The organism is Lysinibacillus sp. Bpr_S20 (assembly GCF_023337835.1).
Classification (GTDB): Bacteria; Bacillota; Bacilli; order Bacillales_A; family Planococcaceae; genus Lysinibacillus.
In genome coordinates this window covers 351,643-365,131 of record NZ_JALNLQ010000003.1, presented here as the reverse complement: position 1 = coordinate 365,131, position 13,489 = coordinate 351,643, and the positions used below count along the sequence as shown (strand labels likewise).

8 protein-coding genes, 2 pseudogenes and 1 riboswitch are annotated in these 13,489 nt (G+C 37.8%); of the genes and pseudogenes, 7 read left to right on the top strand and 3 right to left on the bottom strand.

Features of this window, described 5'->3' with window-relative positions:
- The first annotated feature begins 391 nt into the window (after window positions 1–391).
- From MWJ95_RS09600 to MWJ95_RS09590, 3 genes are all read left to right on the top strand, one after another.
- Window positions 392–1,618: an MFS transporter gene (locus tag MWJ95_RS09600; RefSeq protein WP_249105200.1), complete on the top strand. Its 1,227-nt coding sequence runs from the start codon at window positions 392–394 to the stop codon at window positions 1,616–1,618.
- 16 nt (window positions 1,619–1,634) lie between these two features.
- Entirely contained in the window at window positions 1,635–3,050 is a 1,416-nt protein-coding gene (locus MWJ95_RS09595) for a M20 family metallopeptidase (RefSeq protein ID WP_249105198.1), read from the top strand.
- Between the two features lie 140 nt (window positions 3,051–3,190).
- Window positions 3,191–4,159 (top strand): glutaminase, encoded by a 969-nt coding sequence (locus MWJ95_RS09590; RefSeq protein WP_249105195.1) that lies wholly within the window; start codon window positions 3,191–3,193, stop codon window positions 4,157–4,159.
- 189 nt (window positions 4,160–4,348) lie between these two features.
- Here the strand turns inward: MWJ95_RS09590 and MWJ95_RS09585 are convergent, their stop codons facing one another.
- Together MWJ95_RS09585 and MWJ95_RS09580 are read right to left on the bottom strand one after the other, a co-directional pair.
- Window positions 4,349–5,698, bottom strand: coding sequence for an amino acid permease (locus MWJ95_RS09585; RefSeq protein WP_249105193.1), 1,350 nt, complete (start codon window positions 5,696–5,698; stop codon window positions 4,349–4,351).
- 162 nt (window positions 5,699–5,860) lie between these two features.
- Window positions 5,861–5,937, bottom strand: a riboswitch (glycine riboswitch).
- 574 nt (window positions 5,938–6,511) lie between these two features.
- Window positions 6,512–6,895 (bottom strand): rhodanese-like domain-containing protein, encoded by a 384-nt coding sequence (locus MWJ95_RS09580; RefSeq protein ID WP_249074084.1) that lies wholly within the window; start codon window positions 6,893–6,895, stop codon window positions 6,512–6,514.
- Window positions 6,896–7,177: 282 nt separating this feature from the next.
- Between MWJ95_RS09580 and MWJ95_RS09575 the strand changes: the two genes are divergently transcribed.
- The 3 genes and pseudogenes from MWJ95_RS09575 to MWJ95_RS09565 form a co-directional block, all read left to right on the top strand.
- A complete protein-coding gene (locus MWJ95_RS09575) occupies window positions 7,178–8,008 on the top strand; it encodes a lipoate--protein ligase family protein (protein WP_249073610.1) in 831 nt (276 codons plus the stop codon).
- A gap of 452 nt (window positions 8,009–8,460) precedes the next feature.
- Window positions 8,461–9,255: pseudogene (locus MWJ95_RS09570) on the top strand (ribonucleotide reductase N-terminal alpha domain-containing protein); the annotation flags it as partial.
- Between the two features lie 410 nt (window positions 9,256–9,665).
- Window positions 9,666–11,447: pseudogene (locus tag MWJ95_RS09565) on the top strand (vitamin B12-dependent ribonucleotide reductase); the annotation flags it as partial.
- 164 nt (window positions 11,448–11,611) lie between these two features.
- Here MWJ95_RS09565 and MWJ95_RS09560 read toward each other — a convergent pair.
- Entirely contained in the window at window positions 11,612–12,523 is a 912-nt protein-coding gene (locus tag MWJ95_RS09560; protein WP_249105191.1) for a DNA glycosylase, read from the bottom strand.
- Between the two features lie 165 nt (window positions 12,524–12,688).
- Here MWJ95_RS09560 and MWJ95_RS09555 point away from each other — a divergent pair, with 165 nt between their 5' ends.
- Entirely contained in the window at window positions 12,689–13,402 is a 714-nt protein-coding gene (locus tag MWJ95_RS09555; protein WP_249105189.1) for a 2OG-Fe(II) oxygenase, read from the top strand.
- The last annotated feature ends 87 nt before the right edge of the window (window positions 13,403–13,489 follow it).

Here is a 13,489-nt window from a genome sequence, read left to right as displayed (position 1 = left end):
TGTTTTGTAGAAAGCTTAATGTAAATAGAAGGATGCCGAAAATTTTAGTGATTTTTTTGGTTTTGCTGAATATTTGAAAAATGTAGATAAATCAACGGTTTCCTAGTATTGTGACCTAATTTATGCATCGTTTTCTGTGCGATTATCTATTAGAAATTTTCAAAAAAATGTTGTCAATTCATAAAAAGTCGATTATTATACGAATAAATAACGAAATTGTCGTTATATAAAAGGAAATAGATAGGGAGAGATGAAAAATATTTTATAGGGGTTACAAAAGACATCGGAATGGAAGAATAGGAGTTTTAGATGTCGCAATTTTCAGATGTTAAAATTTTTTTCCTATTACTATCAATTGCAGCGATGTAGTTTAAACATGGGAGGGATGTTAATGACAACGAATGAAGTAACAAAAAAATCCAGAAATTTAATCCTAGCACTCTTATTTTTAGGATGGTCTTTAGGAAATCTAGATCGTTACATTATGAACTATGCAGTGGTATCGATTACTGGTGATTTAAAATTAGATGCTTCTTCTACGGGAATTATTTTAAGCGCTTTCTTCTTAGGCTATGCGATTATGCAAATACCAGGTGGATGGCTTGCTGATAAATTTGGTGCTAAAAAAATCTTACTGTTTTCAGTAATCATGTGGTCGATATTTACAGGTTTAACAGCGCTAGCTTGGTCTTTAGTTGCCATGATTATCATTCGATTTTTGTTTGGTATTGGGGAAGGTGGGTTTCAGCCATCTAGTTCTAAAATTATTGCGACGATTTTCCCAAGAGAGGAACGAGGGCGAGCAATGTCAATTATGCTTTCTTCTGGGGGGATCGTTTCGTTAATCGTACCTTTACTTGCAGCTTATCTGTTAGGAACAATTGGTTGGCGTACAATGTTTGTTGTCATTGGTGCTATCGGAGCCATTATTTCATTTTTATATTGGAAATATATCAAACTTCCACAAGATGACGCGGAGGAAAATAGCAATAGTAAAGAAAATGTTTCTACAAAAGTTAACTTTAAGGAACTACTTAAAACACCACTTATGTGGAATTTAATTATTGCGTATTTCTGCATCTATGCAGTGAACTGGGGATTAGTTTCTTGGATTCCAACGTACCTTCAAAAAAATCGTGGACTCGATTTAATGTCCATTGGTTGGGCACAAACAATTCCAGCTATCGCTACTATTATTGGTATTTATGGTAGCGGTTATATTATTGACAAGTTACCTCGAGGAATGGACAAGATTTTGGGTTCAATTTCGTGTGGAGTTATTGGTATTTTGTTGTACTTCATGTTTAAAGCAGAGTCTGTGACGATGTTTATTAGTTATCAAACTGTAGTAACTTTATTTATCGCATTTGTTGTAACATTACTACCTGCCATTGTGTTAAAGAAATTACCTTCATCTATTACAGGTTCAGCAATGGGGGTTGCTAATACAGGCGGGCAATTAGCTGGATTTGTAACGCCAATGGCAATCGGCTTTATGGTAGATGCTTTTAACGGTTCCTTCGATGCAGCCTTTTGGATGTTAATAGGATTTGCGGTTATTTGTATTATTTCACTTTTAACGTTAAATGATCAAAAAGGAAGTCTTTTGAATTCTTAATAGGGGGTATGAAACTATGCGTGTGCATGAAAAAATTTCTTCATTAGTCGAATCAAAAAGGGATGCTAGTATTCAATTAAGTGATGCCATTTGGGCAGTACCTGAACTTCACTTTCAAGAACAGAAATCTGTACAATATATGAAGGCTGCTTTAGAAAAAGAGGGCTTTACAACGGAACTAGGAATTGCAGGGTTGGATACAGCACTAGTTGCAACGTATGGATCTGGAAAGCCAGTTATTGCCTTTCTCGGTGAATATGATGCACTTCCTGGTTTGAGTCAAAAAGGCGGGGCTACGCATCATGAGCCATTAGAGGCCGGGGGAAGTGGCCATGGTTGTGGTCATAACTTATTAGGGACAGGCGCATTCGCTGCGGCTGTAGCGGTGAAAGATTACCTAGAACTAAATAATCAATCGGCTACGGTTCGTTTCTACGGTTGTCCAGCGGAGGAGAATGGTTCAGGTAAGGCTTATATGGCGAAGGCTGGTATTTTTGATGATGTCGATATTGCAATTTCTTGGCATCCTGGTACTTATACAACTGTAATGACTTGCAGTTCCCTAGCAAACTATGCAGCTACTTTTAAGTTTACAGGAAAAAGTGCACATGCAGCAGCAGCGCCGCATCTAGGAAGAAGTGCATTAGATGCAGTTGAACTGATGAATGTTGGGGTAAACTATTTACGTGAGCACATCATTCCAGAAGCTCGCGTGCATTATGCGATTACAAACTCAGGAGGAACGTCTCCGAACGTCGTTCAACCTTATGCAGAGGTGACATACTTAGTAAGGGCTCCTAAAAAGCATCAAGTACAAGAGATTTATCAACGTGTTGAAAAGATTGCTAAAGGCGCAACGATGATGACTGAAACATCGTTAGAAATTGACTTTGAGGGAGCGGCATCAAATCTTATTCCAAATAAAGTACTTTATGATGTGATGCAAAAACAAATACTGGATCTAGGAATGCCACCTTATACACTAGAAGATGAGCAGCATGCCCAAGCTATTTTTAATACATTTACTCCTGAAATTCAGGCATCAGCATTAGTGGGTCTAAAAAAAGAGGATGCCGCACAGCTGCAGGGTAAAGTTATTGCTAACCATATCCCAAGTGTCCTACCTGAATTTATATTAGGTGGATCAACGGATGTTGGTGATGTAAGCTGGAATGTACCAACTGTTCAATGTACAACGGTATGTATGGCATTAGGTACACCATTACATACCTGGCAAGTTGTATCACAGGGGGTTATGCCGATAGCCCATAAAGGGATGCTACAGGCAGCAAAAATTATGGCTTGCACGGCAGTTGAGTTAATCGATCATCCGTCACTTATTGAAGAAGCTAAAAAAGAATGGAAGGAACGTCTGGATGGGGAGCCTTATATTTCACTAATTCCAGAAGGTACTGAGCCTCCAAAATTTTAAAAAAGTTATACCAAAAAGAGTCTTCGTAGGGTAAACTATGGAGGCTCTGTTTTTGCCTATTAGTAAGAATTTTCTTAGTTACGTGTACTTACTTGAGTAGCTATGGCAGAAGATGCCGTTTTTTGAAAGGAGATCACAAAATGCCGACAGAACATATCAATCATAATAATCACCTTGCGGCAGAATGGGTGAAGCAGTTTCGTCCTTATGCAAAAGAAGGGAAATGCGCGAGCTATATTCCCGCTTTAGCGGAAAAAGATCCAAATCAATTAGCAATATCGATTATCGGAACTAATAATGACGAAATGAAAGCTGGAGATACAGCAGAATTATTTACGCTGCAAAGTGTGTCAAAAGTCGTGACATTTATTTTAGCGTGTATGGAACGAGGTTTACCTTATGTATTAGAACGAGTAGATGTTGAACCTACAGGAGACACCTTCAATTCGATCATTCGTCTAGAAAGCCATCAACCTGGCAAACCTTTTAATCCAATGATTAATGCAGGAGCCATTACAGTATCCTCAATGCTTGACGGAAATTCTCCGCAAGAGAAGGTTTCTAAAATCCTGCAATTTTTAGAACAAATGGTTGGCAAGGAATTGAAGGTGAATGAAGAGGTTTATCAATCGGAATGGCAAACTGCTAATCGAAACCGTTCATTAGCCTATTATTTAATGGATTCTGGCTTTTTAGACTGTCCTGTAGAGGAAGCGTTGGAAGTTTATTTGAAACAATGTGCTATTGAAGTAAATGTTTCGGATTTAGCGATGATTGGTTTAGTAATCGCCAATGACGGCTATCACCCTCTATTAAATAAACAGCTCTTTCCGAAGCAAGTAGCAAAATTAGCGAAGGCATTGATGGTTACTTGCGGTATGTATAATGCTTCTGGTAAATTTGCTGCATTTATCGGGTTACCTGCTAAAAGTGGTGTCTCTGGTGCGATTTTAGCGGCCGTGCCAAGTCACGCAGGCTTAGATTCACCTTTTCCTGCTGGCTGCGGCATTGGCATCTACGGACCAGCAATTGATGACATCGGGAACAGTGTAGCCGGAGTGAATTTGCTAAAGCATTTAGCTACCGAGTGGAATATGAATATTTTTTAGTGAATTAAAGAGAGATGACTTCAGAAAATGGAGTCATCTTTTTTTGTAGATTTGTTCATTTTGAGAGACGATTTTTTTTGTTTCAACATGAGGGAGGCAATGAGCCCCGCTTCTTGAGTATACCGTTAGCAATAAAAAAACCTGAATAGAGTCACTTGCTTTCAAAGTGACACTATCCAGGACTTCACCTTAGCGTATTGCTTTCTTTCGTTTCATTTTATAAATAATGAGTAGTAGGATAAACCAAATTGGTGTTAAAAGTAACGCAGTACGTGTTGCCTCTGAAATGAACATCACTACTAATAGAAATGCAAAGAAGGCCAGAACTAAATAGTTCACGAACGGAGTAAAAGGTGCCTTGAAAATCGATGCTTCATGAAGGGCACGATTTTTACGTTTATAAATGATATGAGAGATTAAGATAATACTCCACACCCATATAAAGCAAATAGCACTGATCGTCGTAACAACACTAAAGGCGTTTTCAGGCATTAATTTACTTAGTAATGCACCGGCGGATACAACAATTGCAGACACAACGAGTGCGTTACTTGGTACACTGTTTTTATTGAGCTTTGCAAACGCTGGTGATGCTTGCTTGTTGTTTCCAAGATTAAAGAGCATGCGGCTTGTAGAAAATAACCCACTATTACCGGCAGAAGCAGCGGATGTTAATACGACAAAATTGATAATACCTGCGGCAATTGGAATACCGGCTAGTGTAAATACTTGTACAAATGGACTACTTGAGGCAGACATTTCATGCCAAGGATTAATACATAAAATAACAAATAACGCCCCTACGTAGAATAATAAAATACGTATTGGAATTTTGTTAATGGCAGAAGGAATATTTTTTTTAGGATTGGCCGTTTCTGCTGCAGATACCCCAACTAATTCGACACCAACAAAAGCGAAAACAACCATTTGGAATGCCATTAGGAATCCGTGCAGGCCGTTCGGGAATAACCCACCATGGGCCCAAAGATTTTCAACAGAAACTGTGCCAGTGCTTGTTTGAAAACCTGAAAATAACATAAATAGTCCAATAGCAATTAATGCAACAATTGTAATGACTTTTATAAGGGCGAACCAAAATTCTAGTTCGCCAAATAGTTTAACAGTTAATAAATTCAAAATTAATAACAGTACTAAACAGCCAATAGCAGGCACCCATTGTGGTATATCAAACCAATATTGTACATACACGCCGACAGCAATAATATCTGCCATAGCGGTCATGATCCAGCAGAACCAATATGTCCAACCAGTGATGTAACCTGCCCAAGGTCCTATGTATTCAGATGCAAAATCAGTAAATGATGTATAGCCAGCATTTGATAATAATAGTTCACCTAATGCCCGCATGACAAAAAATAGGGCAGTTCCGACAATTAGATAGGCGAAGATGATGGATGGTCCAGCTAAAGCAATTGCTTTCCCGGATCCTAAAAATAAACCAGTACCGATTGTTCCACCAATCGCAATGAGCTGCACATGGCGATTTTTTAAATCACGTTTTAATTGTTGTTGTTCCACGTTAATCCCCCTCAAAGATTTGTAAAAACTATGACTGGAAAATAAAAAAGAGACTAGTAGTGACACTAGTCTCGTAAACGTCAGAATAACAAATACCGATTGCGGATGTTATATGTAAAAAAGAAAACATTCGTGTGGTATAGCTTTCATGCTGAAAGTTGATATTACTCCTCTGTCCTTTTGCCTGAGATAGTGAACCCTTCGGCGACGCAAAATGCGCTCTCTCCAGAACTGCTCCTGCTATAGTGTTATCCATAGCATTCATAGCTTGTATTGTATGTCTTGATGACATTATTTTAAGATATTATCCATCCTATCAGTGCTACCAAAATTATTCAAGGATAAATTTTTAGTTATTTATCAGAAAAAAGAAGATTGGAGTTCGTCTAGGTAAATTTTTTACGAAAAATAGTATTTTTAGGCATATGTTAATATGTGGATGATTTTTGATTTCTGATCTGAACGGGGCTCTTAACCAAAAAATGAGAAGGATATTCATAAAAGCCGGAACGGAAATTAACCATGAGCTTATAAAGTGTTTAGGGGAGCGGCTTCATTTGGCAAGGGAATATGAGAGTGGGAATAGGCATAAATTACTCACGTTGCTTTCCCTTATTTAAACTAACTTGTCAGACGTTAAACAATTACTATAATATAGTAGAAACTCAGAATTTTTTGCAAAAAACAAACCATCTCATTGTTATTTGAGATGGTTTGTTTTTGTTTAAAACATAGTGAGATAGGTCTATATAAATCCATTTACGAAGTAAATGGATTTAAAGTAGTCACGAATGTCTTAACGCTCGTTTATTATTATTTTTTTGACTTTATTTTACCTGTCCAAGTACGGAAGCCGCCTTGAAGTTGGTAAATTTGGTTGTAGCCACGTTTTTTAAGAAATAGAGCAGCACGTGAGCTACGGCCTGTATTTTGGCAGTATAAATATACTGGTAAATCTGGGCGGATTTCTTTGTAACGTTGACGTAGAGTAGTGGAAGGAACATTACGTGCACCAAGAATGTGACCTGCATCAAATTCTTTTTGCTCACGTACATCGATCAGCTGTGCTTTACGATAGCCTTCAATAAATTGTTCTTGTGTTAGATTTGTTACGGCTTTTTTTAGTCGTAGGGCATTGATGCCGATATATGCAATGACGACTACTAAAATAACACCGATTGTGATAAGTGTGTTCAACAAAATTTCTTACCCCTTTCTATCTTCTTTATTATTATAAAAGATGCGCTAGCGATAGTCCAATGAGTTTGATAAAATTAATTAGATTGTGGCTAGAATTAATCTATCTTTATTGATGGATGTTATTAGTGAAAGGTCACAGAATCATTTCACTCCATTCTTAGACTTGGGTGGAGATTATTCAATAAAGAATAGAACTAAACGCAGAGTGTCAAAATTTTGAGAAACATATTTTGTACACGTTCGCCAAGGTTTAATTTAATATTCGTAGGAGATGAAAATATGACAACTTGGTATTTTCTAAATTCAGGGAAATGTAGCCCATCTTTCAACATGGCATTGGACGAAGCATTACTTGATTGGCATAGTGAAGGTTTAATTCCACCAGTCATTCGTTTTTATGAGTGGGAGCCAGCAACACTTTCGATTGGCTATTTTCAGCAGGCGAAAAGAGACATTAATTTTGAGGCTGTGCAACAACAGGGTTTAGGCTTTGTTCGTCGACCAACAGGTGGTAGAGCCGTATTACATGAACATGAGTTGACATATAGCATCATTGTTACAGAAAGCTATCCAAATATGCCTGAATCAGTGACAGAGGCTTATAGAGTGTTAAGTGAAGGGATTTTGCAGGGCTTTCATAATTTAGGTATGGATGCTTATTTTAGTGTGCCAGATACAGAAGAAAAAAGAGCGGACTTAAAGAAACCTAAAAGTGCAGTTTGCTTTGATGCACCGAGCTGGTATGAGCTTGTTGTAGAAGGTAAAAAAGTAGCTGGTAGTGCACAAACTCGTCAAAAAGGTGTTATTTTACAGCACGGAGCCATTTTACTGGATTTAGATCAGGAGAAATTATTGTCTGTTTTTAATTTTTCTAGTGAAGAAGCGAAGGAACGAATGCGTAGAAAGCTACCAGAAAAAGCGGTTGCTATCAATAGCCTTGTGAAAGAACCTGTGACTATTGACCAATGTGTGACAGCTTTCCGTGATGGTTTTGCAAAATCGTTGCAAATTGATTTAAAACCATTTACACTTTCTGAGGAGCAATTAGAATATGTACATGAATTAGAAGAAAAAAAATATGCATGTGATGATTGGAACTTCAAAAAATAAAAATAAATAGTATTATATATTGCTTTTCTATTTAATGGTAAAGGATTTTGATTTTACTTTTATATCTCTATTTTTAGCTGTTTATAGTGAAGAGCTATTGGACTCCAGCGGGAAAGGGAGACAGACGAGACCTTGCACGGAGCGCAGTGGAGGAAACGACTCGACCTCGCCCGCGAGAAAACAAGAAGCCCGTAACAAAGATCAGCGTCTTTTAATATGAGTGGATAAAAATGGTTGATCGTCACGCCTGAAAAAGTATAAGAAAAATATTTTTTTATCATTCAATCCTTGTGATAACAAGCAGTTCGCATTCTGTTCGAAATTGCAAGAGTTGAATTAAAAAACTATATATAGTATCTTTTTAAAAGAGTTATACACAATATGTAGTGTTTAAAGACACATGATATTGTGTATTTATATTTTGTAAAGCAGAAAATAAGGGAGGCAAAACGATGGTACTCACAAATCATCAACCCGAAGTAAACAAATTTGAACAGTTAAACAAAGATATTGAACAATTTCCACAGGTTCATCCTGTAACGCCTGATATGCACATTACACATAAAGGTGTATCAAGACTTGTAATGATCGATCGCTACTCGTTTAAGGATACGGAAAAGAAAACGTTAAAAGCCGGAGATTTCGTCGTCTTAACAGTGAAGGCAGATCCAAAATTCCCTGCACGTGGTTTAGGGACAATCCAAAAGCTTGATATGTCTACTAAAACAGCAGAAATTTTGATCGAGGAAGATTACCGTAGTGCTATAGATGATCCAAAAGAGCAAGAAACGGGTGTGATTACACGTTCAATTGATGTGTTAGAAAAGCCTCTTGAAATATTTTATGAACAAATCGCAAAACGAAATGCTACTGGGCTTGCTGCTGTAGAAAAAACACCAGAGAAACGCCAAGAATGGTTTGAGAAGTTTTATGAGCAGTTAGTATCATTAAAATTCATTCCAGCTGGACGAGTTATTTACGGAGCTGGATCTGAAACGGATGTAACTTTCTTCAACTGTTACGTAATGCCATTTGTAGCAGATTCACGTGAAGGAATAAGTGATCACCGTAAGCAAGTAATGGAAATTATGAGCCGCGGTGGTGGTGTAGGGACAAATGGTTCGACATTGCGTCCGCGTAACACTTTAGCACGTGGTGTAAATGGTAAATCATCTGGTTCCGTTTCATGGTTAGATGATATTGCGAAACTGACTCATCTTGTCGAACAAGGTGGCTCGCGCAGAGGTAAACATAATCTAAGTGCTTCTGCGTAAACAAACCTCGTGAATTGCTGGGAACTCTTTAACGGAAATATTGTCACTTTAATCGAGGTGGGAAATATGGATGTTTATGATGCGAAACAGCCACAGACATGTTTAATATGTGGTTTTACAATAAATCATAAATGCACTGCTAGCTACAACGTAACTGGAAACGGTAAGCGTGAATGCTTGAAAATAGCAGTGGGATAAAGACAATCAGCAGCCAAGCCTCTTTCAGAGAGGAAGGTTCAACGACCATCGAAAGCACGCTATGTTAGCGGAAGTGAGTAGAGTAGGAGTGAAGCCACTCCGAAGTGCGAGGACATCTAATAAGATGTAAGATATGGTCTCAACTTCTATGGTGACATAGAGAGTGGGTATAGCGAACCCGCGTAAGAGAATCGGCACAAATGATTATGCTGGCAGATTGGCATCCTGATATCGTGGAATTTATTATTTCGAAAATGCAAAATCCACGTATTCTACGATACCTAATCGAAAATACAACGGATAAAACAATTATTCGTCTAGCAAAAGAAAAATTAAACTTTAAACCTCTTTCAACTCAAGAGGAAGCGATGTACCAAGGTATTGTTAACTATAAAGGTATCGAAGGCTTAGGTGGTTTTGATACAGCTATTATTCGCGAAGCAGAGAACAAACTTCGCGATGGCGGTACTTACACTGTTCACAATCCAGAGTTTTTAACTGGTGCAAATATTTCTGTAACATTAACAAAAGAATTTATGGAAGCAGTTGAAAATGACGCTGAATTCGAGCTTCGTTTCCCAGCTGTTGAAGAATATACAAAAGAAGAAATGGCTATTTACAACAATGAGTGGCATAAAGTTGGAGATGTGCGCGAATGGGAGAAAATGGGCTATAAAGTACGCACTTACCGCACGATTAAAGCGAAGGAATTATGGAATTTAATCAACGTTTGTGCAACGTACTCTGCAGAACCAGGTATTTTCTTCATCGACAACGCCAATGACATGACTAACGCAAAAGCTTACGGTCAAAGCGTTGTAGCGACAAATCCGTGTGGTGAACAACCACTTGCACCATATTCTGTGTGTAACTTAGCAGCTGTGAACTTAGCACAGTTTGCAAATAAAGAAGATCAAACAATTGATTACGAAGCACTGCGTGAAACAGTTCGTGTTGGTGTTCGTATGCAGGATAATGTAATTGATGCTACACCATACTTCTTAGAAGAAAACCGTGTACAAGCTCTTGGTGAGCGTCGTGTTGGCTTGGGCGTAATGGGCTTAGCGGACTTACTAATTTATTGTGAGAAAGAATACGGTTCAGAAGCGGGTAATGAGCTAGTTGATGAAATCTTTAAAACGATTGCTGAGACTGCTTATGAGGCGTCAACAGAGCTAGCAAAAGAACGTGGCAGCTTCCCATTCCTTGTAGGAGCAACAGAGGAAGAGACAGCACGTTTACGTAAAGCATTTACTGAAACAGGCTTTATGCAAAAAATGCCTGCGCACATCAAAGAGCAAATTTTAGCAACAGGTATTCGCAACTCACATTTACTGACAGTAGCTCCAACTGGTTCTACTGGTACGATGGTTGGCGTGGCAACTGGTCTTGAGCCTTACTTCTCGTTCACATATTACCGTTCTGGTCGTCTAGGTAAGTTCATCGAAGTAAAAGCGGAGATTGTACAAGAATATTTAGAACGTCATCCTGAAGCAAATGAAAATGAACTTCCTGAATGGTTCGTTACAGCGATGGAGTTAAAACCAGAGGCGCATGCTGATGTACAATGTATCATCCAAAAATGGATTGATTCATCTATTTCAAAAACTGTAAACGCACCAAAAGGTTATACAGTACAACAAGTTGAAAAAGTGTACGAGCGCTTATATAAAGGTGGCGCTAAAGGTGGTACGGTCTATGTGGATGGTAGCCGTGATTCACAAGTACTGACACTGAAAGCTGAAGAAAATGATATGGATCAACTATCATTTGAGGAAGAATTAGTAGAAGTACCAACAAAGCGTCCGGTTGTATTAGTAGATACAATCCAAGCATTAGAATCGACAACAGTTATTGGTTCGGATGTAGGGAATACTTGCCCTGTCTGCCGCAAAGGAACTGTAGAAGAAATCGGTGGCTGTAATACATGTACAAACTGTGCTGCACAGTTAAAATGTGGCCTATAAGCCGATTATAAAAAAGAAGCGATGTTAAAATAAACTCGTAAAGCTTTGCCCCTTTGGATATGATTATCTAAAGGGGCGTTTTTGTGTCGAAAAAAATCGATAGGTGGATTAACGAGGGGTAGGAAATGGCAGCAGTGGTATCCGTCTTGGTTTAATATTAAAGATCAGTAAAGGACACGCCATAAATAAAAGGTAGCGTATGATTCCCAGTTTTTCCACGGAATCGATATTTCTAAAATTGCATCTTTTGTAGGCTTTCGGTCCATATTACGTACTATTTTTATCGAATTAATAAGACCCACATCATCGATTGGAAAAGCACTCTGGAACCTGAGGCAGCGCATTAAAACATAATTGGCTGTCCAAGGACCAATTCCTCTTATTTTCATTAAGTTTTTTTCAGCATCTTTAAAGTTCATTTTCATTAATTTTTCCTTGGATAATTCTCCGCTTGCCATTAATCTAGCGATTCCAATGATATATTCACTTTTTTTTACCGTCATTTTAATATCTGCTAGGTCGGTAGGTGTTAACTGTGCAATTCGTTCGTACTGTGGGAACACCCAATACTTTTTACCATTCCATTCGATGGCATCGCCAAATGCTTCTACAAATTGCTTCTTTAAGGTGTACGCAAAGGCTAAGTTAATTTGTTGTCCTAAAACTCCCCAACATAAAGCTTCAAATAAATCGGGAATGCCAATCACTCGCAATCCATAGAATTTTTGGGCAGGCATTTTTAGGTATGGGTCTGCTTTTGCCATTTCATAAAATGGCGTTAAATCGTTATCAAGATCAAACCATTCATAAATATATTTTACAATCTCTTCCCGTTTCCACTTTTCCGTAGGTCTCGTATTATTTAGGAATTGAACAACCATTTGTTTATTATTGATTACGCTTACCTGTACTAAGGACGGAATTTCCCCAATGGCTATAGCTTTTGTCATAATATCGTTCTCTATTTCATACATGCATTCATTTTTTTCCCTTGTTAGATAGCCTAGGTTAGCATTCATGTCGAAATTGTCAGGTAATGTAATGACAATAACATCATTAAATTCATGCCATTTCACTTTTTCATTCTCCTCATCGTATTACGATTTTCTATACCTTTAATTTATCACAAAATAATCTTACCTAATTTTGTTATCTTGCTATTACATTCTAAACATCTTATTTTTTTCTAATTATGAGGTTATAGTGTTAGTTATCAAGAATGCTGATTAGGAGTTGAAAAAATGATCGAAGATATAAAAACACGTGTTGAAAACTTAAATTGGGATTCTATTCAAAATGAATTAGATGGGCAAGGATTTGCAAAGCTTCCAGTAATTTTAACAAAAGAGGAATGTGAATTCTTCATAGACTTGTATTGTGAGGAAGAGCCATACAGAACGACCATCAATATGACGAGATATCGCTTTGGGAATGGGGAGTACAAATATTTTTCCTATCCATTACCTGAAATCATCCAAAGTTTAAGAGAGTCTTTTTATCTACAATTGGCCAAAACAGCCAATCGGTGGTTGCGTTTTTTTAAGAAAACAGAACAGTTTCCAGCTCATCTTCAAGATTTTTTGAACACCTGTGCAGAATATGAACAATCTAGACCGACACCTTTACTATTAAAGTATGAATCAGGCGGCTTTAATTGTTTGCATCAAGATTTATATGGCGACGTATTTTTCCCGTTTCAAGTAGTATTTGTTTTAAACCAACGAAATAAAGACTTTTGCGGTGGAGAATCTCTATTAGTGGAACAAATTCCTCGTGCTCAGAGTAGGGGCCATGTCATTACTTTAGAACAAGGCAGTGCGCTGATTTTTCCTACTAATCACAGACCTGTTCTGGGTAAAAAAGGATATTACAAAAATACGGTTCGTCATGGAGTAAGCACGGTTACAGCTGGAGAACGATACGGTCTTGGAATCATTTTTCACGATTCTAAGTAAAGTGAAACTTTGATCAGTGGGGGTTTTCTTCATCCCCCACTGATCATTAGTTAAACCAATCGGGCTTTTACGGGCTGTTATCTCCCC